Here is a 25033-nt window from a genome sequence, read left to right as displayed (position 1 = left end):
TTTATTTTCCCCATTTTAATGTAATAGCACCCCAAGTTAAACCGGCACCAAATCCAACCATAACAACAATGTCATCATCTTTTACTTTCCCATTCACTACTTCTTCTTTTAGTGAAAGTGGAATAGATGCGGACGAAGTGTTCCCATACTTATGGATAGTTTTCGACATTTTTTCGACAGGTAATCCTAATCTTTCTCTTGAAGAATCCATAATACGAATATTCGCTTGATGCGGTATTAACATATCAATATCTTCTTTCGAAAGTCCAGCTTTCTCTATAACATTAACTGCTGACTCACCCATTTGTCTAACCGCAAACTTAAAAACTTCACGGCCATTCATTGAAAGATAAGGTCCTTCTTGGTATAAATGCTTGCCGCCAATTCCATCTGCTCCTAGCTCAAAAGATAAGATTCCACGACCTTCTGAAACTTTACTAATAACAGCAGCTCCTGCACCGTCTCCAAACAAAACAGCTGTATTTCGATCTTCCCAATTTGTGATTTTTGAAAGTTTTTCTACTCCAACAACAAGTACGTGAGAATACGTGTTAGACTCTACGAATTGTTTTGCAGTAACTAAACCGTACATAAAACCCGCACATGCAGCAGAGATGTCCATTGCTGCTGCATTTTTTGCACCAAGTTGATCTTGAAGCATTGTGGAAACACTAGGAAACGGACGATCAGGTGTTACTGTTGCTACAAGAATAAGTCCGATTTGATCAGGTGTAATTCCTGCTTCTTTAATTGCTTCATTAGCTGCTTTAAATGCCATGTGTGAAGTATCCTCTTCAGTTCCAGCAATTCTTCTTTCTTCTATACCAGTCATCGTTCGAATCCATTCATCGGATGTATCTACTTTTTTCTCAAGGTCTTCATTTGTTAAAATATGCTCTGGTGAATAAGTTCCTAATCCAATTATTCCTGCATTCACAAAGTTTCCTCTTTTCTTATAATCTATTATTAGTACCTGGTAATAATAATAACGAATTAGTGAACAATTTTCAACAACATAGTTTGAATCTACAAATATTCTTTTGAAATAGTTGGCGTTATGATATGATAAACATAGTAAAAATAGCTTGAGGTGAAACAAATGAAATATATCGTTACAATTATTTGGTCTGTAATACTAGTTAGTATGTTGAATTACGTTGTTAGTTCAGTACAAAACGTACCATTTGAATTAAATAACGGTTTGATCATGTCTATTCCAGTTGCAATTATGATTTTTATCATCTCTGCAATTATTCCAAACGAACCAACTGCATCAGAACAACACTAAAAAACAGCTCTCGCAATCAAAATGCGGGAGCTGTTTTATATTAGTGTCACTGCAAATACTATATATTTTGTGATTCTGTAAATCATTCTTGCGATTTAAATCCTCTATTTTGCGATTTGAAAGTACTATTTTGCTATTGTTGCGATGACTAGTTGACCATCTTCAATAGTTGCTTTAATCGTACTGCCAGGAAGAATTGTCCCCCCGATTAACTGTTTCGCTACTGCAGTTTCTAAGTTTCTTTGAATAAATCGTTTTAGTGGTCTTGCACCAAATGCAGCATCTGTACCTTCTGCTACAATCCATTTAATAACTTCTTCATCCACTTGCAAATTAATTTCTTGTTCGCGGACACGATCTTGAAGTTGTTTGACATATTTCTCAGCAATTTTTTCAAAATGTTGTGTGGTCAAAGAGTGGAACATAATGATGTCATCTAAACGATTTAATAATTCTGGTTTAAAATGCTCCCTTAAAGAAGCCATTACGAGGCTTTCTTCCTCTTCACTAATAAGCCCAGTAGCATTTCCAAGATATTGTGAGCCAATATTAGAAGTTAATATTACGACAGTGTTTGTAAAATTAACTATTCTACCTTGACTATCTGTTATTCTACCATCGTCCATTAATTGTAATAAAATATTAGCAACATCTGGATGTGCCTTTTCGATTTCATCTAATAGTACTACAGAATAAGGGTTCCTACGTACCGCCTCGGTTAATTGGCCACCTTCTTCATATCCAATATATCCAGGAGGTGCACCAACTAGCCGGGATACACTATGTTTTTCCATATATTCAGACATGTCAATTCGGATAAAATGCTCTTCTGAATCAAATAAATTTGCTGCGAGCGACTTGGCTAGTTCTGTTTTTCCTACACCTGTTGGACCTAAAAACAAGAAAGATCCAATAGGTTTTCTAGGATCTTTAATGCCAGCTCGTGCACGCCATACAGCTTCTGTTACTAATTGCACAGCTTGGTCTTGTCCAACTACTCTTTCACCAAGTGTTTCTTTTAAACGAAGAAGCTTCTCCCGTTCACCTTCCACTAATTTTGTAACTGGAATTCCAGTCCATCTAGAAACGATAGAAGCAATTTCTTCAGCAGTTACTTCTTCCCGTAATAAGCGAGATTCTGTTTCCTCGTTTACTTGCTGTTCATATACTTGAAGTTCTTTTTCTAATGTAGGAATTTTCCCATGACGAAGCTCGGCAGCCTTATTTAAGTCGTACTTGTTTTCTGCGTCTTCTAATTCTCGACGATATCTATCAAGTTCTTCTCTTTTTTGTTGAATAACTTGAATTGATTCTTTTTCCTGTTGCCACTTGTTACGCATTTCACTTGAGGATTGTTCTAATTCTTTCAAGTCTTTACGTATTTGTTCAAGTCTTTTTTTACTTGCAGCGTCTTTTTCCTTCATTAACGCTTGTTCTTCAATTTGAAGCTGCATCATTTTTCTTGTGACTTCATCAAGCTCTTGAGGCATCGAGTCAATCTCTGTTCTAATCATTGCACATGCTTCATCAACTAAATCGATTGCTTTATCCGGTAAAAAACGTTCCGTAATATAACGATTAGATAATTCCGCAGCTGCAACAATTGCTCTGTCATGAATGCGAACTCCATGATGTAATTCAAAGCGTTCTTTTAGTCCACGTAAAATAGAAACCGTGTCTTCTACAGATGGTTCTCTTACAAGTACTTGCTGGAATCTTCTTTCGAGAGCTGGATCTTTTTCGATATACATCCGATATTCATCTAATGTAGTTGCTCCAATACAATGCAATTCTCCACGTGCAAGCATAGGTTTTAACATATTTCCTGCATCCATTGCTCCGTCTGTTTTTCCTGCTCCTACTATTGTATGAATTTCATCTATAAATAAAATAATTTGACCTTCGCTATCTTTCACTTGTTTTAATACAGCTTGTAGTCGTTCTTCAAATTCTCCACGATATTTCGCACCTGCAATTAAAGAACTCATATCAAGTTCAAAGATTTCTTTTTCTTTTAATCCTTCTGGAACATCTTTTCGCACAATTCTTTGAGCTAAACCTTCTACAATTGCTGTTTTCCCAACTCCAGGTTCTCCTATTAACACTGGATTGTTCTTTGTTTTTCTAGATAATATACGAATAACGTCTCTAATTTCTTGATCACGCCCAATGACAGGATCCATTTTTCCATTTTTCACAGCAGTAACTAAATTACGTCCATATGTTTCTAACGGACTTTTTTCGTCTTGTTGCCTCATTTGCATACCAAACATCTCCTTAACTATTACTTCTCGGTTTAATATCTGTCAAACCCAGCTGTAGGCATTGAAATGTGTTTTGGAATACTTACAGCATAAATATTAAAAGTTTGACCTTCTTTGACTAATTCAATTATAATATTTCTTCATATAATTTGTAAAGAAAAGTGATTATAAGAATAGGTTTATTATGCTATTATTGTTTTATGTGGAAAGGTTGTGATTTTATATGAACGAGAATACTCCTTTATTCATGGGGATTTATTCATTATTTGAACAATTTGGTTCCATTAATAAAATAGAAAAAGACCGTCCGATATTTCATGAAGGAGAACGTTCCGATGAAGTATATTATGTTTTAGAAGGTTCTGTAAGAATTACGAAAGATACGGAAAGCGGTAGAATATTCACACTAAAAATTACTAATTCACAAAGTATTCTTGGGGAAACATCTGTTTTTTGTGAAACTCTTTATCATTCTGTATCTGCTCATACTATAGAGCCTACAAAAATTGTATCCCTTTCTCGATCTCAACTAGAAAAGTTTTTAAGCACTTCTCCTGAACTTATGATGGAATGGATGAAATTTATTCAATTAAATCATTTAAAAAACGAGACAAGATTTCGAGATTTACTTTTACATGGAAAAAAGGGAGCTCTTTTTTCAACACTAGTTCGTCTTTCTAATACTTATGGAATTACCCAAGAGGATGGAAGCATCCTTATAGATCACTATTTGACCAATCAAGAATTAGCTAACCTATGTGCAACTAGTAGAGAAGTTGTAAATCGAATGTTAAACGATATTAAAAAGTCTCGTGTCATTGAACTTAATAAAGGACTTATAACAATTAACGATTTAAACTTTTTAAGAAAAGAAATTGAGTGTGATAATTGTCCACTGCATATTTGTCGGATAGATTAGAAATACTTTTTTAATAAAAATTAGGGAAACTCTCACAATAAGAGTTTCCCTAATTTATACGTGATAAATATTTATAGTTAGCAATATCGTGTTATTGCCTTTGTTTTGTTGGTTAAGCGATATTTTTATCGAATACCTAGTGCAATTTTGGCATAACGAGACATATTTTCTCTCGACCATGGTGGATTAAAAACAATATTAACTTCTGTTTCTTTTACTTCAGGCAATTCACCTAGTGCCGTTTTTACTTGGTCTACAATCATTGGTCCCATTGGACACCCAATTGAAGTAAGAGTCATCGTAACAGTTGCAATTCCTTCCTCTGTTAACTCAACATCATATACTAATCCTAAGTTTACAATATCTATCCCTAATTCAGGGTCGATTACATTTTCAAGTGCACTCATCATACTATCTTTCATATCTTGATCCATTTTATAAACCCCCTTACTACTTTTCTTCATCATAACAAAGTACTCTCGTTATGCCAAATTGTTTGCAAGCCATTTAGTTGCAGCTAACATTCCTTTTCGATTAACTGCATGCCCTGCCGATTTTTCTTTCATAAAAACAAGATATTCATTTCCGAATTGTTTTTCAAAAGCCTCAATAAAAAGAGCAGTTGACTCAAAAGGTACTACAGTATCTTTTACTCCATGCCAAAAAAACAATGGTTTATTTGATAGTTTCTCCATATGAATGGAAGCATCGAATGTAGATAAGGTATGGAACATATCGTCTTTTTCCTTTGAATTCAATGGAATTTGAAATCCTTTTTGCTCGATTTGTTCAATTTGTGCTTTCGCTAATTGAACATAACTTGGAGTTCCCATCATAATGCTGGCAGCATTTATCCAAGGATAAACGGTTAAGCAACCAAGTGTCGTGATACCACCCATTGACGTTCCACCAATACCAATTTTTTGGTCATTCAAAAATCCACGTTCCATGAGTTCCTCTTTTATTTTTCCTACTTCCTCAATGGAAGTTAAAACAGTTTCCCAAAAACGAAGACTTATTTCTATTTGGTCTAATTTTTCATCTCTGTCACCGTGTAAATGTGCATCTGGTAAAATTACTCGGCACCCTTGATTTACTAACTGATAAGCGTAGTGCAGATTATGCTCTTTCGCACTTTCAAAACCATGTAAAAAAATCACAATAGGAGAGTGATTATTTGTTTGATCATTATATATATGTAGTAAAGGTATATTACCCCATGATTCTATTTGTACAATCATTCATAACCCACCTCTCTTTTCTAATTATTATATTAACAAAGTAAATTGAAATATACAAAAGCATAGGTACTATCATTTTGACGTTTATACTGGAAAACGATACACTTTAAATAGAAGGAAAGGAGAGTTATTATGCAACGTCACTTAATTGTTTTGGATTTAGATGGAACTTTATTAACAGATGAGAAGGTAATTTCACATAAAACGAAGAATATATTACAAGAAGCCAAAAATCAAGGTCATGAAGTAATGATCGCGACTGGAAGACCATATAGATCAAGTGAGATGTATTATAAGGAGCTTGGTTTAAATACTCCTATCGTCAACTTTAATGGTGCATTTGTGCATCATCCAAAAAATTCTTCCTGGAATACCATACATAAACCAATAGAACTTCAAGTTGTCAAAGAAGTTGTAGAAGCTGTTCAAAACTTTTCTATTAAAAATATGCTCGCCGAAGTACTAGATGACGTATACTTACATCATCATGATGAACAAATGATTTCCGCTTTTGCACTTGGTAATCCACATATTACTACTGGTGATTTACGGACCTTTTTAAGAACGGATCCTACAAGCTTGCTAATTCATGCCGAGGAAGATTCTGTAGACTTAGTTCGTAATCATTTACGAGATGTTCATGCCGAAGTAATTGATCATCGTCGTTGGGGAGCTCCTTGGGACGTAATTGAAATAGTACGACATGGATTAAACAAGGCAGTTGGCTTAGCAAAAGTATCCGAGTATTTAGACATTCCAAAAGAAAGAATCATCGCTTTTGGAGATGAAGACAATGATTTAGAAATGATTGAATACGCTGGAGTTGGTGTGGCAATGGGAAATGCAATTTCACCACTTCAACAGATTGCAAATGAAATAACTTTATCCAACAATGAAGATGGTATTGCGGAGTTTTTAATGGATAGATTAAAGTTAAAAGAATTGTGATAATTTAGGAGGATGGAAATGAAATTATTCGCCGATAGTGCTTGTGATTTACCTAAATCTTTTTTTGAATTACATAATGTAGAATTAATACCACTTAGAGTGCATATAGACAATGATGAATATGAAGATATTATAGGGATTGATTCTAAAGAAGTATACGCAGCAATTAGAGCTGGAAAACAACCAAAAACATCTCAAGCTTCTCCAGAACTTTTTTTGAATCTGTTTGAAGAACTTGCAAAGTCAGGAGAAGAAGGTTTCTACATTGCCCTCTCTTCTGCTCTTTCCGGAACTTATAGCACAGCGGTGATGATGAAAGAACAGCTAATGGAAACATACCCTGACTTAAAATTAACCATTATCGATTCAAAATGTGCATCGCTTGGAATTGGACTTCTAATAAAAGAGGCAGTTCGTTTAAGAGATGAAGGACTTTCCCTATCAATTATTGAAGAGAAAATCAGATTCTCGGCTTCTCACATGGAACATCTTTTCACTGTAGAAGACTTGGATTATATGGCTCGTGGTGGAAGAGTCTCTAAAGCAAGTGCATTTATTGGTGGACTACTCAACATTAAACCTCTTCTTCATGTTGAAGAAGGTAAACTAGTTCCAATTGAAAAAATACGTGGACGCAAAAAAGTGATCAAACGCATGATAGATTTAATGGGGGAACGTGGCGAGCGTTTAGAGGAACAAAATATCGCTATTAGTCACGGTGATGATGAAGAAACAGCACTTGAAATAAAGCAATTAATAGAAGAACAATATCATCCAAAAAGCATTGAGATTCATCTGATTGGCTCAACTGTTGGAGCACATGCAGGTCCAGACACATTGGCATTATTCTTTTTAAATAAATTATCTTAAAATATTAAGCCGGAATTCTATTAATCTATAGAATTTCGGCTATTTTGTTTCAGCTCACATGAAGAATATCATGAAAGTATTTATAGTTTAGAGTGTAATTTGGAAATTTAATGTGAAAATTTGAAAGAGACCCGTTACATTATAATGAGCTGACTTCAGAAACTAGTCAGCTCATTTTCAATTAGTTATTTTGCTTCGAGTTTTTTTGTTTTCCTTTTTTCCAAACAATAACTAAAAATATGATAAACATTAGGTAGGCAACACACATTGCTACTATATAAGATGTATTTAAACCTTTACGGTCGGTTACTTGATAAAGTTCGACTAGTTCACGATCTAGTACTAACTTGTACTTTCCATCCTTGTCTGGACGAACTACATCTTGTTCAAAGATACCTCTAAGCTCTTTATTTTCTCCAACAACATCACTAGATAAATCTATTCTTTGTGTAGCACTAGTATTATTAATAACTACAATGAATGTTTCTTTATCAGAATATCGTTTAAATACAATATAACCATTCTCATTTTTCAACAATTCTGTTTTACCGGAACGAAGCGTTTCCGATTTATTGCGAATGGAGTTGATATCTTTTAAATAATTTGTAATATCTTCATCCACTCGAAAATTCATTACTTGATGACTTTCTTGTGGTACTTGTCCGTTCATAGCAATTTCCGTTCCGTAGCTCATATACGGCACACCTGGCATAGCTAGAATTGCACCCATTGCTGTCTTAATACGTGTTGGTGGGAACATATTCTCAAGTGCACTAAAGTAAGTAAATCTCTCTGTATTCAATTGATCAATCATTAATAAATCATTGTCATTTGTAGAAGCAATTCTTTCTGAAGGTAAATCCGTATTTTTAAATGCTTCTCTAAAATCTACGAGTAATTGATTGGAATAATGGGTATCAAAATTTGCATCTGATTCTTCTAAAGCAATAGCATACATTGGATTACGTACTTCTTTTATTCCAGCAATCATATCATTAACAAAAGAAATAGGTGCACCTTGTAATTCAGAAAAATTAACACCATCAATATCATACTTTTTAGTGAAATCCACAATCGTCTGTTTCAGTGCTTGTTGGACTTTTGGATTAGTAAGGTCCACTTGCATAACACCATTTTCAGTTTTAACAATCCAATCTTTTTTGGAAGGATCCATACTCCAATTATGATTTTCACTATAATTATTCAACGGAAAACCTACGACTATTTTCATTCCTTTTTTATGCGCTACTTTTATTAGTTCTTGAAACTCTTCAGGCGTTCCGAATCTTTTTTCAATCTCATTGAAATCTAGAATACGCTTTCCATCATATGTTTCTGTAGCAAAAATTGGTCCGATCGAAATAATAGTGAATCCCATATCTTTAATATGATCCATCTTTTCTATAATCCCAAGAAAGTCTCCACCTGCAAATGCATTAGGATCTTGAGCATTCACATCCACATCATTAGAAACTACTTTGTTAAAATAACGATCTACTAATAAATCATAAATACTTTCGTTATGTATGGAACCATTCGGCTCAGCATTCGTATTTTGCGTAGTTGTTAACCAAAGACCACTTATTAATAATACGGTCACAACCCACTTTTTTAAGTTAACGTTCACGTAAAGTCCTCCTCTATTTAGAAAAGCTACAGGATATCATTTCGCTCCAGTAATCCGGAACTGCTTGAATCTGAAGCTAGTAATTAATTGGAACATATCAACGTTATTTTATCAAAGCTACATTTTAATCGCTATCGTTTAAGCAAGAAAGTACAAAAATTAGCTTATAATTCGTCCAAACTGTGTCATCTTGCAAGTATTGCGCATATACATCGGAATGTTGCGAGTAGCTCATCAGATATTGCGAATACGGCCTATAACGTTGCGAGTAATGGACAAAATGGTGCGCTTAACTTTTATATTGCGCATATGAATCGGAATATTGCGAGTAGATCATCAGATATTGCGAATATGACCAATAATATTGCGAGTAACCAACAAAATGTTGAGTGTAATGGACAAAATGGTGCGCATAGCTTATATATTGCGCGTATGAATCGAAATATTGCCGGTAGCTCATCTGATATTGCGAGTACGGCCTAAAAGTTGCGGGTAATGGACAAAATGGTGCGCATAGCTTATATATTGCGCGTATGGATCGGAATATTGCGAGTAGCTCATCTGATATTGCGAATATGACCAATAATATTGCGTGTAGCTCTTCAGATATTGCGAATACGGCCTAAAAGTTGCGGGAATGGACAAAATGTTGCGCATAGCTTATATATTGCGAGTAGATCATCAGATATTGCGAATATGACTAATAATTTTGCGAATAACCAACAAAATGTTGCGCATAACTTGTATAGTGCTATTCTTCTCAGTTTTCGCTTACATTGATATGCAAAAAAGTACAACAGTTCATTAATTGGACGAAGTATATTATTCTTTCCTTATTAGGTTTGTTGCTTGGAGTGCAGGTGCTCGACTCCTGCGGGAATAGCATGAGCCTTGAGACCCCGCAGGTAGCGAAGCGAACGAGGAGGCTCAAGCCATGCCCGCGGAAAGCGAGCGCCGGAATGGAAAGCAACAACTCGATGCATGGATCACTATCTTTAATTTGTTTTTTATAGAAATTACCCTTGACTAGAGGTAAGAAAGCGTCCGCCTGCAGCGGAAATCAACCCGCTCATGTAATAGAAATAATGTCATGGCATAAAAAAAAGGTTTAGGAATTTTTACATTCCGGAAACCTTTTGTCTTCAATCTGAAGTCATCAATTATTTTGGAGACTTCACTTTATTATCATACTGCTGAATAATACTTTGATTTCCTGCATTAAGTTCATTTCCATTAGAATTGGACGTTTGCTGCTTCGAAATGAAAAATGAAGCGATAACAAATAATAGCATCAACAATATAACGAATATAAGTAAGAATAAACCTAGCATTTGCCGCTCCCTCCTTTTCATTTATTATTTTCAAATTAACATATTTTTCAATAAATGAAAAGGAGCTTTCCCTAAGCGGTGAAAGCTCCTTTTTGTGGTATTCCTAAGCTAAGAAATGAATGCCCATTGGTAATTTGAATCCTAAGAATAGAGCAATTAAGAAAAAGACAAAAAACAATACAACAAATGTTGTGAATGGTTTTCCTTTTTTCTTTTTCACTAAAGACATTTCCATCATCCCAATGACAAGGATACCAGCTAAAAATTTCAATCCGTAAAGCATACCTTGACCAAAGTCCATACCTTTAATGAATAATGCAACTCCTGAAACAATGATCAAAATATAAAATACTCGTAAAATCATGTGAATTACTTTTGGGTTTTTCATCGCTAATGCTACAAAAAACAAAATGATTGCAATCACCCATGTTGTAATGTGTAAATCTGTCCTTGCTAGAATATCCATATATTTCACCTCTATCGTTTTCTTTACATATCTATCTTACCATTTCGGCTAGTATATTACTCGAATTTGTTCACTAGAGTACCAATTCCTTCTATTGAAACTTTCACAATATCGCCTGATTTCAAGAATCTAGGAGGATTAAATCCGTTCCCAACACCTGCAGGAGTTCCTGTTAAAATAACATCACCTGGCTCTAGCGTCACTGTTTTCGAAATTTCTGCGATAATTTGCTCGACTGAAAAGACCATATCCGATGTTTTTCCATTTTGACGAATTTCATCATTCACTTTCGTAACGATCGTTAAGTCTTGAGGATTCGGAATTTCATCTTTTGTCACAATATAAGGTCCAAGTGGACATGATTCATCTAAGCTTTTACCTAAGAAATATTGTTGATGACTCTTTTGAATATCACGAGCAGTTAAATCATTTGCAATTGTATAACCGAATATATAATCATATGCAAGCTTTGAAGGAATATCTTTTCCTTTTTTGCCGATCACAATTGCAAGTTCTCCTTCGTAATCATAAGAGGAGGTTTTATTTGCATGTACGGAAAGAGTTTGCTCGTCCGCCGCAATAGCAGTTGGAGATTTTGTAAATACGACAAAAGTATTTGCTACTCCTCCCATTTCTTTTGCATGATCAGCGTAGTTTTTACCTACTGCCATTATATTTTTTGGAGTTCGAGGAATGGGTGATAGCCATTCGATTTCTGTAAATGGATGCTTAAAGTTATTTGGATTGTCACTTTTTAAAGCTGCTTCTACTAGTTTTCTAATTTGTTCAACGAAATCAATACCAACACTTACTCCTTCGACAATAGTCTGCGGAAAGCTCGGTAACACTTGAAGGGTCTCTTGAATACTTAGTACATCCCATACTGCTTCTTCTTTTTTTACTTTCGGTCCGAAGTAAATTCCATCATTTAATCTGTATGATAATAATTTCATCCTGTCGACACTCCTTCAAATTGTTTTGGAACATATCCTTAGTCTATTACAAATTGACTTTCTTTTCACCTTTTTTCGACAACTAAGACAAACAACGCAAGCGCCCTATAAGAGCACAATTCCGGAGTGCATTATACAAAGCCCTGGCTTCCGACAAGCGTAACCTTTTCACATTTGCCTCAGAGGGATAAAAACATTATAAGTTTTCTTACTTAGAAACAGGATAAGTCAATTTTCTCCACAAAGCTTCTACTGGTCCTTGCTTGAACTTTATAAACCACATTTCAGCGAATACAAGCTGTAATACAAAAATACCTATTGCCATCCAAGTACCGGTTTGAATATCAATCTTTCCATAAAGTCCAAATCCATATGAATAAAAAATAGTTGTAGCGATAATCGACTGCATTAAATAGATGGTCATAGACATACGGCCTGCTTTCGCAAAAGGGGAAAGTAGTTTTTGCATAACAGGTATTGTACAAACAAGTGCAAGGATTCCTGCATAGCCGATTGCTTGTAAAGGACCTCCAAATGTATCCTGAACTGAAACTGTGAATATATTTGCTTCACTTATATAAGGAATCCATTTAATAACAGTTCCAACGATTAATGAAATTAAGATCGTTACGATCCAAAATACTTTTAATTCCTTTACTCGTTCTATTAGCTTCACCTTTGCAGCAGCTGCTCCAATCAATAAAAACGGCACAATCGTAAACAACATTACGAGAATAAATGCTCCATTTTGGGTCATGTATAACCAATCATTTAAACGTTGCCCGAAAATGTCGCCCCAAGATCCATGAGAATATGCGGCAACAGAAGATTCAATCTGTTGTATTCCTGCATAAAGGATGACACTATTTGGATCGAATTTAGACATAAAAAATAATAATGAATGTAATAATCCATTTGGAATAAAAAATAATACGGCACTTATTAAAAATAACCAATTCGGCTTTAAACGAATCATTAATAACAGTACAAAACCTGCCAGTGCATACGTAATCAGTATATCTCCCGCCCAAATAAGAAACGCATGAACACATCCAATTAGAAGTAATACCGATAGTCTACGAACTGCTAACTTTTTAAACGAAGTACCTCTCTCCTGCGTTTTCATGAACTGCATAGAAAGACCATATCCAAATAACATAGAAAACAATGGATATACACTACCTTGAACGAAAATATCAATCCACTTGTACGTTTCAAAATCGCCTCTCATATGAAACCATGTATATGGATTAAAGTATAGTATTGGTGAATGAAAAAACAGCATATTTACGATAAATATTCCTAGAAGTGCAAAGCCCCTCATCACATCAATCGAAAAAACTCGTTCTTTCAACTCTGTTGGACGCATCAACAATTTTTTTCCCCCTATAATGAAACCGTTTTGTCTATATCAAATAAATAAAGAACTTTCTCTTTTATCTCTACTTTCATAATAGATTCAATTGCTTGTGCGTAAAGGGATAATTGGATATTATAACGATTTTTCATCATTTGTATTAAATTAGATTCGTTCGAGACTAAGTGCTGTACCTTGTCTGTTTTGTAATCTAGTAATACCCAACGACCATCCTCTTCTAAAAACAGGCAATCGACAACGCCTTGAATAATTTGGCTATCACCTTCCGCATCTTTTAAAGAGTAGGTAAATGGAAACTCTCGCATAACTTCTTTCGCTCTTTTTAAACGCTCTGCTGTTTCCGAATGAAAAAATGGAACCATTTTCTTTGGATCAATTGCAGCTTGTTCTGCTTTTGTTAATATTTCTCTTTGTACAAGCGTTTCAGCAAATGCCTCGACTTTTTCTATCGTTTTTGACTCGCTTAAATCTACATTTTGCATAAAAGCATGGACGGCTGTCCCTACTTCTGCTCCAGTCAATTTTTCTTGTTGGAGGAAAAAAGGTCTTTGTGCAATACGAGTCACTCCCCCAATAGGATTAGCCGTTTGAAAATAATCTTGATCTTCTCTTTCCTCTAACAATTGAATCTTCTTAATTTCGCTAACGGATTGTTTCGATCGTTTATGTGTAGAAAGTTCAAAAGGATAGGCAGTTTCAAAACGATCTTTAATAGTTGTTAATGAAGGTAATTTGACTGTATTTAATAGTACATCCAACGATACCTTTTCAGTTACCTCTACTTCTGTACGCATTTTCAACTCATCTATGCATTTTGTAACAATCTTCCACGTAGATTCACTTTCCACAACGTTTGCTTCCATTACATTGCCAATTTGTTTATAGTCCGCGTGTCTAGCAATTGCTGGTCCTATCCAATCTAAATAGCCTTTTGCTTTTGCTCGTAAATAACCCGGCAACACTTCATTCGATAGAATCGATTGAGCATCTTCCCATTTTGTGAGAGTCTTTGCTAAATCTTTTATAGAGGCAATAAGGAATAAATGCTCCTTCGCTCTTGTCATCGCAACATATAGAACGCGCATTTCTTCAGCCTTTAACTCCATTTGTTTCTTTTCCTTCATTGCTAAGAAAGGCAAGGAAGTAAAGGAGATGCGTTTATCTGGATCGATTGCTTTCACTGCAAGTCCAAATGATTGATCAAATAAATAAGCTTCATTAAAGTCCATTTGGTTAAATGGTCTCCCCATCCCTCCAAGAAAAACAACTGGAAACTCCAGTCCTTTCGAAGAGTGAATCGTCATCAATCGTACAACATTTTCTTTTTCATTAATGGCACGGGCTGCACCTAAATCATCACCACGTTTTCGCATACGATCGATGAAACGTAAAAATCGAAATAACCCTCGAAAAGAAGTTTTCTCATAATCTACTGCGCGGTCATGTAGAATCCGTAGATTAGCTTGCCGCTGCTTGCCATTTGGCATAGATCCAACCATTTCATAATAATTCGTATCCAAATAAATTCGCCAAATCAAATCTGCAAGAGAACCTCTTCTACTTAGATTTCGCCAATCTTCAAACTGCAGTACAAATCGCTGAAGCTTTTCTTCTGTCTCCGCTGACATGCCGACTCTTCCAGTAGATATAAAAGTTTTTAACGCTTCATAAAAAGGCTCTTTTGGAGCGGCTAAACGAATAAGCCCAAGTTCTGACTCTGATAAGCCAACAAAAGGAGAACGTAAAACTGCTGCTAATGAAATATCTTGATAAGGATTATCGATTGTTCGAAGTGTATGAAGCATAATCAGTACTTCAATTGCTTCAAAATAACCTTTCGATAGTTCTGCATATAAAGGAATCCCTGCATCCTTAAATTGATCCGTTACTTCTTGTGACCAGGTCATCGAGCGCATTAAGATGACAATATCACTATATTGAATAGGACGAGTCGTTTTCTTCCATGGATCGTAAACAGTTGCTCCTGTCTCTTTCATTTCTTTAATTTTTGAAATGATATATCGGGCTTCTGCTTGCGATTTTTTTAACTCTTCTTCTTCACTAACCTCTTCCTCTTCTGAAACTTCCGCCTCGCCGTCCTCTACTTCATATAGAAGAGCAAGTTCAACCGTTGCTTCTCTTTCGTCATATGGTGCCCTTGGTTTTAAGGAAGCAGCATCGTCATAATTTATTTCCCCAACGTTTTCACCCATAATTTGCTGGAAGATATAATTTGTTGCATGTAGCACTTCTTTTCGACTTCTAAAGTTTGCATTTAAGTCAATTTTCACACCAGAATCTATTGGCATTTCGTTAAAGGTCAAATACTTTCCTAAAAAAAGCATCGGTTCTGCTAATCGGAAGCGATAAATAGATTGTTTAACGTCACCAACCATAAACATATTACCTTTCTTCTCATCGCCACTTTTCACAAGTTGCAAAATAGTTTCTTGCAATCTATTTGTATCTTGATATTCGTCGACTAATACTTCTTTGAAACGTGCTTGATATTCTTTCGCAATCTCGGAAGGACCTAGCTCTCCGTTTTCTTTACGTTCACTTAATATATCCAATGCATAATGCTCTAAATCGGAGAAATCTACAAGTCCTTTATCGTTTTTAGCTGCAGAATATCTCTCCCCATACTTAATTGCTAAATCGACTAATGTTATTAGTTGAGGTGTCATCCGTCTCATTTCTTCTAATAATCGTTCTGGTGTTCTCGTAAAATAATTTTCTTTTAATTCGTTGACAATTTTCTTCACTTTATTTCGTTTATCTGTTGCTTGTTTTTTCATTGTTTCATCACAAGAATCTTTTTTGATGGAAGCAGCTTTTCCCCATGAAAGACTTTGAAAATAATGAAAAACGTCTTGCCATGATCCATTTTTCATCAACGAAATCACTTCTTGAATCATGTGTTGATCATTTACCGCAGTTACCGCTAAAGGAGCAGGACCATTCGGCAGATTTGATAGCCTACAAATTTCTTCTGTCAATGCTATGGCCTCTTCTAAATGATGTATAATTGCGAGCTTAAGTGGTCCAATAAACGGAAGATCATCAATCGACGTATCTTCGCTTAAAGAATATGCTTCTGGAATTGCAAGTAACCATTTCTTCGGTTCTGGATGTACTCGCGCATACGTGTATAACTTTTCAATCATTGTCTCAATCGACTGGTCGTCTCGATCTGAAGTAAAGCTATCCGAAAGCCGATACATCGGTTCAGGATTTTCTACATGATAAGCTTCTTCAAGGACTTCCGCTAGAATATCGTCACGCATTAATGCTGCTTCTGTCTCATTTGCGATTCGGAATCCTGGATCAATCGTCAGCATATAGGAATACTGACGTACTATATTAAGACAAAACGAATGAAGTGTAGAAATTTGTGCTTTATTTAAAAGGCTTAATTGCTTTCGTAAATGACTAGATGAAGGATCCTTTGCAATTGCTTTTTCCAATGCCTCACCCATTCGATGACGCATTTCAGCAGCCGACGCATTCGTAAATGTCACTACTAATAATTCATCTACGTTTATTGGATTAAATTCTGCAATTACTTTTTGAATAAGTCGATCGATTAATACAGCGGTTTTGCCTGACCCCGCAGCCGCAGAGACTAACACATCTGAACCAGTAGCCCAAATTGACTTCCATTGTTCTGGTGTCCATGTTAATTCATCTGGCATATTAGGAATGTTCACTTGGACCCATCTCCTCTTTCATTTTTTCAGTCACTATTTCTGGATTTTCTGTTTTCAATTGGCGTACTTGTTGGTCAGGATCTTGCGGATCAAACTGACATACACTGCGATAGGAACAATACGTACAAGGCATTTTGTCTTTTAAACGATATGGAAAAACACGTGTATCTCCTGCATTCATACCATTTCCAGCTTGTTCATGTTTCTTACGTACGAAAGATTGAAGCAAATTCATATTTTCTTTGTCTACTACTTTTGACGACGATTTTGATAAATTGCCATCTTTATTCATTCGTACCGGAATAACTTTCGAAAATCCTTCTATTTGTTCATCCATTTCCATAATGACTTCAGGTTCATCTAATAATAATCCATTCATTTTGTACGATTTATATATGGCATCTTCTAGCTCTGCATCTGCCATTTCTTTTTTTGATTGAATAAAAGGATTATGAAGATGGACATACAAAACCCCTGCGGGATCTGCATCCTCATGCAACCAAATCGAAGCATTCTCTATCGCTACATCTAAATAGGTCAGCATTTGAAGCGATAAACCATAATACACTTCATTCAAATCAATGCCTTTTTTAGAAGATTTATAATCCACAATTCGTACAAACATATTGCCGTTCACATTTGCTGCGTCTACTCGGTCAATTCTCCCGCGCAATTGCATTTTTCTTTGATGCTTAAGTGGAATTTCTAAAGAAGGTAGAGCTTCCCCAGGACCAAATCCCGCTTCAATCGCAATCGGAACAAAACTAGAAACGTTAGAATGCTTACTTAAAGCTATTAATGTGGATGCTACAATTTGTTCTAATTTTCTCTGAATATAACGATAACGATTTGTACTTAATAACAGCTGATGGACAAATATCGGTACAATATGATCGACTGCTTGTTTTGCAAGCTGAACACACTGTGCCTTCGAAAGTTCACCCCATATTAGATTCAAACGATTTGTTTCATCTGAAATCCATTTTAAAGCAGCATGGAATAAATCGCCCATTGCTGGTGCTTCCAAACGGTATTCTGCACGTTCCTCTAACTTTAATCCATAAGCTGCAAAATGAGCAAAAGGACAACTATAATATTTTTCTACTCTAGAAACACTAGAAATTATCGTTTCCCCATAAAGAGCAGATGTCATGTCTTGTGTAAGTCTTTCGGTTTGATTGCCATGTATAAGTGGTTTTATCACTCTTTTTAACAGCTTTGACCAATACGGATCCTCCATATAGTAGTGATAAACGGACTGCCAAACTTCAGATAGTTCTCCAGTCTCCAGTGCTTTCCTCAATTGCATAACGACATAAGGCAATGTGGTTCGAGGATGACTAATCGCTGATAAATCAAACGTACCTTCTGTGAAATCACTTGGATCCATCATTGCTAGTTCAACTTGTATGTTCCCTACCATTTGCTGAAGCTTTTTTATATACATGGAAGGAAGCAATGCTTTCCCCTCACTATCTGCAATAGGGTACGACACAAATAAATAATCCGATGAAGCAGTAAATGCTTTATAGACCAAATAGTTTTCATCGAGTAATCGCATTTTAGATGTCGGAGCAAGCTCAAATCCAATTTGGGTGAACCATTCACGTTCTGTGTCCGACAATAATCCCTCATGATCCATTCTTTTTGGAAAAACACCATCATTTACACCTAAAACAAAAATAGCTTTTATATTCGTAATTCTTGCGATATCTACATTTGCTACAACTACTTGGTCGACTGTCGGTGGTATGCGAGAAAATTCTAGTTGGTCATATCCTTCATCTAAAATTTTCGAAGCTTCCTCCAATGTCATTTCTTTCTCTCCAAACATTAAAACGAATTGGTCTAAAACATTGATCCATTCATTCCATGCTTGTTCATGTTCGGTCGCAAGTAATAATTGTCCTTCTTCCTCTTCCGATTGCTTTAATAATTGTAGTTTATCGTAAACTTGTAAATTATCGATAAATGTAAATATTGCTGTCGCAATTTCTAGTCCCGTCTTACTCGCTTCTAGTTGTTCAGCCAATGTTTTTAAAGGATTTACAACTAAATCTCTAACTGCATGAATATCCGCTTGAATACTTAACTCCTCGTCTGTTTGAACTTTCGAATAAAATTCAAGGCCACGATACTTTTTATATATCCAACGTCTATCATCAAACCATCTATCTCCATAAATACCAAACGACAGTACGAAATTTTCTAATCGATCCGCACGTTCTCTCCAATCTCCCTTTGCAGCATTCACAGGGAAAAACAAATCCGTTTTAATGGCACGAAACACCGGCTCATATTTCCAATCCATCCGGATAATCTCCAAAACAGAACGACTTAACTCAATTAATGGATGATGAAGCATTGTTTTTTTCTGGCTAATAAACACAGGAATATCATATTGCGCAAAAATAGTTTCGATTAAACCTTCGTATGCTTCAGCTTCTCGATGTAAAATAGCCATTTCTTTAAATCGAACATCTTTTTGTTGCATTAACTCCCGAACATTCCTTGCTACTGAATGCACTTCCGCTCGTCTATTTGAAGCTTCTAATATATGAAGATTGCCTTCAGTTGGGATTTCTTGAGGAGGAAGCTGATCGAAGTTTGCTTCAATATGAGCTAATTCCTTAGACACATAACGCTTCTGCTTTGTTTGATGCACAGTCGATTCCACATCCACTTTTTCATTGCTTGCAATTTCTAGCAATCTATTACATGTGGACGCAGGTTGATAAAATAAAGACTGCTCATCAAATGCATTCTCAATGGATTCCATAGGTAGAGCAATCGTCAAACGTTTTACTTTCTTCATTAGCTCCTGGATTATTTCCAACTCTCTTGTCGTAAATGAAGTGAATCCATCTATATAAATCTCTGCTTTTGCAAGTAATGAAGAATCTTTAATTTTCTGTGCAAGTAATGTTAAATACCCTTCTCCGTCTATATAACTCGTCCCTAATTTTTGCTCCATCAAATCGAGCATCATAACTAAATCAGATGATTTATCAATTAATGTTTTCGGTGCCTGCACATGTTCTAAATCATTTAGCACATGTGACATAGCTTCATGATCCAAACAGTAGCGATTGAATTCCTTCAAAAGTACTTCGATTTGATCTGTAAATCCTCGCTTAGTTGCTGCTCGTTTAAATAATTTAAATTGATCTTTATTATCTTCAAGCAAACTTCGGATAAGCATTCGATAACCGAATCCACTAATTTCCTCTTTCGCTATGCCCCCTGTTTCTTGTAGTATCCTCCAAGCTAACCGTTTAAATGTCGTTACTTGTGCTCGTATTAAACCAGCAAGTCCAGAATCTGCCGCAAGGGTATACTCACTAGTGAACGACATTTGGTCGGGTACAATATAAAATATAGGATCTCCAATAGGAGTTTCCTGTAATGTATCGATTATTTCTTGTTGCATAAACTTTGTTTTACCTGAACCTGACCGCCCACTTACTATTCTTAATGACAATTTTGCACCTACTTCCTTGATTTTAGATGATAAGAAAAACCGGACAAAAAGACGCCCTGTCCTTTTAGATGGGTAACAGTAGAAAAACCGCCTGATTTCCGCTGCAAGCGGACGCTTTTCAGGGGGCAAGCATCAAGCCGATTCGGGCCAACACGACGTTGGTCACAAAGCCGTTGCCACACGATGTGGCGCTCTTAGCCTTTGAACAATTGAACGCTCCGCCCAGTGTCTTGATTTACTTGCTAATCCCCTAGGAGTCGCCGCCTTCCGCTTCAATCAACTCGTGTGTATAGGACGATTTCTAATTGCTTCGTAAGATAAACGTCATTTATATCCTATGAACATTAGTAAAGTATTCTAACCGATACACAAAATTTTATTTAATGAAATAGCATCTCTTACTTAGGTACTGCTTACTTAATTGATTGGAGTAAAAAGTGGCGACTCCAGCGGGATGAGTATGGACAGATGAAACATTACAACGAACGAGTAAGCGGCGCCCCCGCGGAACGCGTCCACCTGAAACGGAAATCCGCGGAATTATTTAATTCTTTCAAGCAATAGGAGCAAAAGTTTTGCCTGACGATATTCCATATAATTAGCTTATAAAAAAAACGAATAATTTCCTCTCTCTATTGTACAAAACATACAGTAGAGAGGGAAATTATTCGAAACATTATCAGTTACTCAAATTTTTTCACCTTTGTATTTCGTCGCTCATTTCGTATTAATTTATAGTCCGCTTCCAAGTTATTATTTATTCTTTTTTCCACACTTTTTCCAACAAACCATAACATAACAACAATTAGAACTACTATTATTGTTCTTACAGGCTGCGTTACAAGTGCTTTTATATCAGATCCAATGAAGCTTACTACTAATATCATGATCATTTTACCTAATGTGACCGTCCATAAGTACGTTTTCTTTTTTATGTTAGACAAACCCGCAACTATATTCACAAGTGCAGATGGAGTAAAAGGAAAACAAATGAGTAAAAATAATGGTCCAAAACCATTTCTCTCAACCCATAATATTAACTTTTGGATTTTTTCATGTCTGGTTATAAAGCCTAAAACTCTAGCACGTCCATACTTTCGGATGACTAAAAAAACTGTGTAAGCCCCTGCAGCAGAACCCACCCAAGATAATAAAAATCCGAATAACATTCCGTATGCATTGACATTCGCTACAATAAATACAACTAAAGGTAAAAATGGTAGAAAAGCTTCTAAGAAAGGCAGGAAAATTCCTATCAATGGTCCTAGTGCTCGGTAATCGTGTGTTAAATTAGTCAATGTTTCAAATGAAAACCAGCTAGGCATGATTACTCTCCTCTACGAAATAAATAAGTACCTCCACTAGGAGAAACAGAAATTGGGTTACTAACTATGTATATTTATAATATTCCCAATTTTCGTATGTATAAAACTTTTGATATATAGTATAATTTGTTCATTCTATTTTTAAAAGGGGGTTAAAGCTTATTATGAATAATAATTCATTTCTAAAAGGATTAAAAGCAGGAATTAGTATTGCAATTGGCTATTTCCCAGTAGCATTAACGTTTGGTTTATTGGCAAAAACTACTGGTCTCTCCATTATGGAAGCAACAGCAATGAGTATATTTGTTTTCGCTGGTGCGTCCCAATATATGTCATTAACGCTTTTTTCAAATGGAGTTGATCCTATTTTAATTGTATTAAATACGTTTGTCGTTAATATTCGTCACTTCTTAATGACGGCTGCGTTGAATGAAAAGATGCAAAGTGAAAAAAGATGGATTAAAGGAATATATGCTTTTGGTATAACTGATGAATCCTTTTCTGTGCTAGCTACTCAAAAAGAGGATAAAGTACGTACTTCTTTTGCATTTGGGGTAGCCCTGATTGGTTATAGTAGTTGGGTTTTATTCACAGCTATCGGACATGTCATAGGCGCAAATCTACCTACTTTTTTGCAAGCAGCTATGTCTATAGCCTTATATGCTATGTTTGTCGGGTTATTAGTACCATCTATGCGTGGGAATCGAAAAGTAGTAATGCTAGCTTTAATCGCTGCCATTATTAATGGATTCTTTTATTGGACAGAATTATTATCAACAGGTTGGGCTATTTTAGTAGCTACACTTGCATCTTCTATATTGGTTGAAATTATTTATGCAAGACGTATTATTAATTTGCCGGAAGGAGCTTAAACGAATGGGTACTTGGTATTGGTGGACACTACTTGGAATGGCTATTGTCACATATATTCCGAGGGTTTTTCCACTGACTTTTTTAGAAGGAAGAAAATTACCTCCTGTTATCTCGGGTGTATTAAGTAATATTCCATTTGCAGTGCTAGGAGCATTAATTTTTCCAGCAATTTTATATGTACAACAAGGGAATATAGTATTCGGAATTATTGGAGCAGTTGTCGCATTTACCCTTGCTATTATCTCTGCGAATGTCATGGTCGTAGTATTAGGAACTATCAGTGTTTTGGCAATATATAGTTTAGTATTTTAATAATTCGGAATTATTTTATTTTAAAAGTATGCTTGACGTTTTTGTTTTTATTGTTTAATGTTGGTATCAATTCTTACAACAATTACATAGCACATCACTTTCTTATCAAGAGAAACCGAGGGACAGGCCCTATGACGTTTCGGCAGCAGATTCACTTTTGAACACTGTGCCAATTCCTACGAGCAGTTAATGCTCGGAAGATGAGAACGAGATTGTTTTTCAATTTTTCGAAGAGCTTTCTTTTTCTTATCTGCTAACAGATAAGAGAAAGGAAGCTCTTTTTCGTTCCCCTGTCAGAAAGTTAGATAGCTGTAATTTATTGTTTGTAAAGAATCAACTAACTTTTCAGGAGGTTATTAAATGATTGAATTTAAAAATGTTTCCAAGACATTTCTTCTTGGCAAAAGGGAGGTGCATGCAGTAAGAAATGTTTCATTAACCGTGAACGAAGGTGAAATATTTGGCATTATCGGCTTTAGTGGTGCTGGCAAAAGCACTTTATTGAGACTTGTCAATATGCTAGAGCGTCCATCCACTGGAACCGTTATGATTCAGAATATTGATGTCAACGCACTATCTCCCAAAGAGCTACGAGAAAGACGTCGCAATATCGGAATGATTTTTCAAAACTTTAATTTATTTAACTCTCGCACGGTTGCAGGAAATATTGCATACCCACTTAAACTTGGAGGTTTATCAAAACAAGAAATTAATCAGCGAGTAGAAGAACTATTACAATTTGTCGGTTTATCCGATAAATCGAAGGATTATCCGGACCAATTATCTGGAGGACAAAAGCAACGGGTAGGAATTGCTCGGGCATTGGCCACCTCTCCAGATGTGCTCATATGTGATGAAGCTACTTCAGCATTAGATCCAGAAACAACAGCGGAAATATTACGTTTATTAAAAAAGGTAAATCAAGATCTTGGCATAACAGTTTTACTAATTACACATGAAATGCACGTCATTCAATCTATTTGCCATCGTGTAGCAGTAATGGAAAATGGCGAAGTAATAGAATCTGGAGATGTATTTGATGTATTCACCAATCCGCAACATTTAACGACGCAACGGTTTATCCAATCTGTTCAACAAGATTTACCTTCTGAAACCATTTTAAAAGAGTGGCGTTCTAGAGGCGGTAAGAAATTATATCGCGTTATTTTTAAAGGGGATATTACAAATGATGCAGTACTGTCGCAAGTAACTCAAAAGCATCAAGTTCACTTTAATATCGTCTATGGCTCCGTTCGAGAACTACAAGAAAAGCTTTTTGGGAATTTACTAATCTCTTTTGAAGGTAATTCCGAAGCGATTCAAAAAACACTACGTGACCTAGAAACAATCGTTGACATTGAGGAGGTTGCGCACCATGAAAGTTGATTGGACAACATTTTGGCCACGAATTTTAGAATCAACCGGGGAAACTATCGTCATGGTCATCACTACATTGATATTCGGCTCTATTCTTGGAATCGCCATTGGTTTATTACTTTTTGTTACACGAGAGAAAAATATTTTGGAAAATAAGGTCATATTTCAAGTGTTAAATATTCTAATTAATATTATTCGACCTATTCCATTTATTATTTTCTTAGTTGCCATTTCACAATTAACGAGATTAGTAATTGGTACAACAATCGGAACGGCAGCTGCCATCTTCCCAATGACAATCGTTGCTTGTTTTTCGATAGCCCGTGTCGTGGAAAATAATTTAGTCAGTATTGAACCAGGGGTAATTGAAGCTGCTCAAGCAATGGGTGCTAGCCCTATTCGAATCATATTTACCGTATTGATTCCCGAAGCGCTTGGACCACTGATTTTAGGACTTACATTTATTAGCGTTAGTTTAATCGATTTTTCTGCCGTAGCAGGTACAGTTGGTGGTGGCGGTTTAGGACATCTTGCCATGACTTACGGATACCAACGCTTTGATGGTAGTGTCATGCTCGTAACTGTCATTATTTTAATTGTTCTAGTGCAACTCGCACAATGGCTAGGAAATACTTTATCTAAAAAATTTATGAGACGATAGAAAGAGGAG

The 25033-nt window shown here is 35.7% G+C and carries 21 protein-coding genes and 1 riboswitch; of the genes, 9 read left to right on the top strand and 12 right to left on the bottom strand.

Annotation, left to right across the window (positions count from 1 at the left end; genetic code table 11):
* Nucleotide 1: 1 nt before the first annotated feature.
* Nucleotides 2–937 carry a beta-ketoacyl-ACP synthase III gene (locus ACFVR1_RS00575; protein ID WP_387579006.1) on the bottom strand — a complete coding sequence of 312 codons (936 nt, stop codon included), beginning with the start codon at nucleotides 935–937 and terminating at the stop codon, nucleotides 2–4.
* Between the two features lie 162 nt (nucleotides 938–1099).
* Between ACFVR1_RS00575 and ACFVR1_RS00570 the strand changes: the two genes are divergently transcribed.
* The gene (locus ACFVR1_RS00570) at nucleotides 1100–1288 is read left to right on the top strand and encodes a YjzD family protein (protein ID WP_387579004.1); all 189 of its coding nucleotides are present in this window, start codon (nucleotides 1100–1102) and stop codon (nucleotides 1286–1288) included.
* 125 nt (nucleotides 1289–1413) lie between these two features.
* On the opposite strand, the gene ACFVR1_RS00565 is transcribed toward ACFVR1_RS00570, so the two are convergent.
* The gene (locus ACFVR1_RS00565) at nucleotides 1414–3552 is read right to left on the bottom strand and encodes an ATP-dependent Clp protease ATP-binding subunit (RefSeq protein WP_387579001.1); all 2139 of its coding nucleotides are present in this window, start codon (nucleotides 3550–3552) and stop codon (nucleotides 1414–1416) included.
* Nucleotides 3553–3775: 223 nt separating this feature from the next.
* On the opposite strand from ACFVR1_RS00565, the gene ACFVR1_RS00560 reads away from it, so the two are divergent.
* Nucleotides 3776–4471 carry a Crp/Fnr family transcriptional regulator gene (locus ACFVR1_RS00560; RefSeq protein ID WP_387578999.1) on the top strand — a complete coding sequence of 232 codons (696 nt, stop codon included), beginning with the start codon at nucleotides 3776–3778 and terminating at the stop codon, nucleotides 4469–4471.
* A gap of 125 nt (nucleotides 4472–4596) precedes the next feature.
* Here ACFVR1_RS00560 and ACFVR1_RS00555 read toward each other — a convergent pair whose 3' ends face one another.
* Nucleotides 4597–4905 (bottom strand): metal-sulfur cluster assembly factor, encoded by a 309-nt coding sequence (locus tag ACFVR1_RS00555; protein WP_387578997.1) that lies wholly within the window; start codon nucleotides 4903–4905, stop codon nucleotides 4597–4599.
* A 48-nt stretch (nucleotides 4906–4953) separates the two neighbouring features.
* Nucleotides 4954–5712, bottom strand: coding sequence for a prolyl oligopeptidase family serine peptidase (locus tag ACFVR1_RS00550; RefSeq protein ID WP_387578995.1), 759 nt, complete (start codon nucleotides 5710–5712; stop codon nucleotides 4954–4956).
* A 132-nt stretch (nucleotides 5713–5844) separates the two neighbouring features.
* Here ACFVR1_RS00550 and ACFVR1_RS00545 point away from each other — a divergent pair, with 132 nt between their 5' ends.
* On the top strand, nucleotides 5845–6660 hold the full coding sequence (locus ACFVR1_RS00545; RefSeq protein ID WP_387578993.1) for a Cof-type HAD-IIB family hydrolase: 816 nt from the start codon (nucleotides 5845–5847) through the stop codon (nucleotides 6658–6660).
* 18 nt (nucleotides 6661–6678) lie between these two features.
* On the top strand, nucleotides 6679–7530 hold the full coding sequence (locus ACFVR1_RS00540) for a DegV family protein (protein ID WP_387578991.1): 852 nt from the start codon (nucleotides 6679–6681) through the stop codon (nucleotides 7528–7530).
* Nucleotides 7531–7711: 181 nt separating this feature from the next.
* Here ACFVR1_RS00540 and ACFVR1_RS00535 read toward each other — a convergent pair whose 3' ends face one another.
* Complete coding sequence (locus tag ACFVR1_RS00535; RefSeq protein ID WP_387578988.1) at nucleotides 7712–9157, bottom strand: alpha-amylase family glycosyl hydrolase; 1446 nt, start codon at nucleotides 9155–9157, stop codon at nucleotides 7712–7714.
* Between the two features lie 87 nt (nucleotides 9158–9244).
* Between ACFVR1_RS00535 and ACFVR1_RS00530 the strand changes: the two genes are divergently transcribed.
* On the top strand, nucleotides 9245–9640 hold the full coding sequence (locus tag ACFVR1_RS00530; protein ID WP_387578985.1) for a hypothetical protein: 396 nt from the start codon (nucleotides 9245–9247) through the stop codon (nucleotides 9638–9640).
* 677 nt (nucleotides 9641–10317) lie between these two features.
* On the opposite strand, the gene ACFVR1_RS00525 is transcribed toward ACFVR1_RS00530, so the two are convergent.
* From ACFVR1_RS00525 to ACFVR1_RS00495, 7 genes are all read right to left on the bottom strand, one after another.
* On the bottom strand, nucleotides 10318–10488 hold the full coding sequence (locus ACFVR1_RS00525) for a hypothetical protein (protein WP_387578982.1): 171 nt from the start codon (nucleotides 10486–10488) through the stop codon (nucleotides 10318–10320).
* 103 nt (nucleotides 10489–10591) lie between these two features.
* Nucleotides 10592–10954, bottom strand: coding sequence for a YisL family protein (locus tag ACFVR1_RS00520; protein WP_387578979.1), 363 nt, complete (start codon nucleotides 10952–10954; stop codon nucleotides 10592–10594).
* Nucleotides 10955–11010: 56 nt separating this feature from the next.
* Complete coding sequence (locus tag ACFVR1_RS00515; RefSeq protein ID WP_387578977.1) at nucleotides 11011–11907, bottom strand: fumarylacetoacetate hydrolase family protein; 897 nt, start codon at nucleotides 11905–11907, stop codon at nucleotides 11011–11013.
* 208 nt (nucleotides 11908–12115) lie between these two features.
* The gene (locus tag ACFVR1_RS00510) at nucleotides 12116–13276 is read right to left on the bottom strand and encodes a DUF418 domain-containing protein (RefSeq protein WP_387579932.1); all 1161 of its coding nucleotides are present in this window, start codon (nucleotides 13274–13276) and stop codon (nucleotides 12116–12118) included.
* Between the two features lie 17 nt (nucleotides 13277–13293).
* Complete coding sequence (gene addA, locus ACFVR1_RS00505; protein WP_387579929.1) at nucleotides 13294–16980, bottom strand: helicase-exonuclease AddAB subunit AddA; 3687 nt, start codon at nucleotides 16978–16980, stop codon at nucleotides 13294–13296.
* Nucleotide 16981: 1 nt separating this feature from the next.
* Nucleotides 16982–20476, bottom strand: coding sequence for a helicase-exonuclease AddAB subunit AddB (addB, locus tag ACFVR1_RS00500; protein ID WP_387578974.1), 3495 nt, complete (start codon nucleotides 20474–20476; stop codon nucleotides 16982–16984).
* Nucleotides 20477–21159: 683 nt separating this feature from the next.
* Nucleotides 21160–21801: a TVP38/TMEM64 family protein gene (locus ACFVR1_RS00495; protein WP_387578971.1), complete on the bottom strand. Its 642-nt coding sequence runs from the start codon at nucleotides 21799–21801 to the stop codon at nucleotides 21160–21162.
* Between the two features lie 164 nt (nucleotides 21802–21965).
* Between ACFVR1_RS00495 and ACFVR1_RS00490 the strand changes: the two genes are divergently transcribed.
* The 4 genes from ACFVR1_RS00490 to ACFVR1_RS00475 all read left to right on the top strand — a co-directional run bounded on the left by ACFVR1_RS00490 (nucleotide 21966) and on the right by ACFVR1_RS00475 (nucleotide 25024).
* Nucleotides 21966–22673, top strand: a complete 708-nt coding sequence (locus ACFVR1_RS00490) for an AzlC family ABC transporter permease (protein ID WP_387578968.1) — start codon at nucleotides 21966–21968, stop codon at nucleotides 22671–22673.
* A gap of 4 nt (nucleotides 22674–22677) precedes the next feature.
* The gene (locus ACFVR1_RS00485; RefSeq protein ID WP_387578966.1) at nucleotides 22678–22986 is read left to right on the top strand and encodes an AzlD domain-containing protein; all 309 of its coding nucleotides are present in this window, start codon (nucleotides 22678–22680) and stop codon (nucleotides 22984–22986) included.
* Between the two features lie 99 nt (nucleotides 22987–23085).
* Nucleotides 23086–23193: riboswitch (SAM riboswitch) on the top strand.
* A gap of 153 nt (nucleotides 23194–23346) precedes the next feature.
* Nucleotides 23347–24372 carry a methionine ABC transporter ATP-binding protein gene (locus ACFVR1_RS00480; RefSeq protein WP_387578964.1) on the top strand — a complete coding sequence of 342 codons (1026 nt, stop codon included), beginning with the start codon at nucleotides 23347–23349 and terminating at the stop codon, nucleotides 24370–24372.
* Nucleotides 24362–25024, top strand: a complete 663-nt coding sequence (locus ACFVR1_RS00475; protein WP_387578961.1) for a methionine ABC transporter permease — start codon at nucleotides 24362–24364, stop codon at nucleotides 25022–25024. Before ACFVR1_RS00480 ends, ACFVR1_RS00475 begins: the two co-directional genes overlap by 11 nt.
* Nucleotides 25025–25033: the final 9 nt, after the last annotated feature.

This window comes from Psychrobacillus sp. NPDC058041 (genome assembly GCF_042885655.1).
Lineage (GTDB): Bacteria > Bacillota > Bacilli > Bacillales_A > Planococcaceae > Psychrobacillus.
Note: the sequence above shows the minus strand (reverse complement) of the source record. Positions and strands in the feature narration are given on the sequence as shown.

Bases quoted from the DNA above. Each gene is read 5' to 3' on its own strand.
- ACFVR1_RS00570 (WP_387579004.1), top strand. From the start codon at position 1,100: ATGAAATATATCGTTACAATTATTTGGTCTGTAATACTAGTTAGTATG.
- ACFVR1_RS00565 (WP_387579001.1), bottom strand. From the start codon at position 3,552: ATGCAAATGAGGCAACAAGACGAAAAAAGTCCGTTAGAAACATATGGA.
- ACFVR1_RS00560 (WP_387578999.1), top strand. From the start codon at position 3,776: ATGAACGAGAATACTCCTTTATTCATGGGGATTTATTCATTATTTGAA.
- ACFVR1_RS00555 (WP_387578997.1), bottom strand. From the start codon at position 4,905: ATGGATCAAGATATGAAAGATAGTATGATGAGTGCACTTGAAAATGTA.
- ACFVR1_RS00550 (WP_387578995.1), bottom strand. From the start codon at position 5,712: ATGATTGTACAAATAGAATCATGGGGTAATATACCTTTACTACATATA.
- ACFVR1_RS00545 (WP_387578993.1), top strand. From the start codon at position 5,845: ATGCAACGTCACTTAATTGTTTTGGATTTAGATGGAACTTTATTAACA.
- ACFVR1_RS00540 (WP_387578991.1), top strand. From the start codon at position 6,679: ATGAAATTATTCGCCGATAGTGCTTGTGATTTACCTAAATCTTTTTTT.
- ACFVR1_RS00525 (WP_387578982.1), bottom strand. From the start codon at position 10,488: ATGCTAGGTTTATTCTTACTTATATTCGTTATATTGTTGATGCTATTA.
- ACFVR1_RS00520 (WP_387578979.1), bottom strand. From the start codon at position 10,954: ATGGATATTCTAGCAAGGACAGATTTACACATTACAACATGGGTGATT.
- ACFVR1_RS00515 (WP_387578977.1), bottom strand. From the start codon at position 11,907: ATGAAATTATTATCATACAGATTAAATGATGGAATTTACTTCGGACCG.
- ACFVR1_RS00510 (WP_387579932.1), bottom strand. From the start codon at position 13,276: ATGCGTCCAACAGAGTTGAAAGAACGAGTTTTTTCGATTGATGTGATG.
- addA (WP_387579929.1), bottom strand. From the start codon at position 16,980: ATGCCAGATGAATTAACATGGACACCAGAACAATGGAAGTCAATTTGG.
- ACFVR1_RS00495 (WP_387578971.1), bottom strand. From the start codon at position 21,801: ATGCCTAGCTGGTTTTCATTTGAAACATTGACTAATTTAACACACGAT.
- ACFVR1_RS00490 (WP_387578968.1), top strand. From the start codon at position 21,966: ATGAATAATAATTCATTTCTAAAAGGATTAAAAGCAGGAATTAGTATT.
- ACFVR1_RS00485 (WP_387578966.1), top strand. From the start codon at position 22,678: ATGGGTACTTGGTATTGGTGGACACTACTTGGAATGGCTATTGTCACA.
- ACFVR1_RS00480 (WP_387578964.1), top strand. From the start codon at position 23,347: ATGATTGAATTTAAAAATGTTTCCAAGACATTTCTTCTTGGCAAAAGG.
- ACFVR1_RS00475 (WP_387578961.1), top strand. From the start codon at position 24,362: ATGAAAGTTGATTGGACAACATTTTGGCCACGAATTTTAGAATCAACC.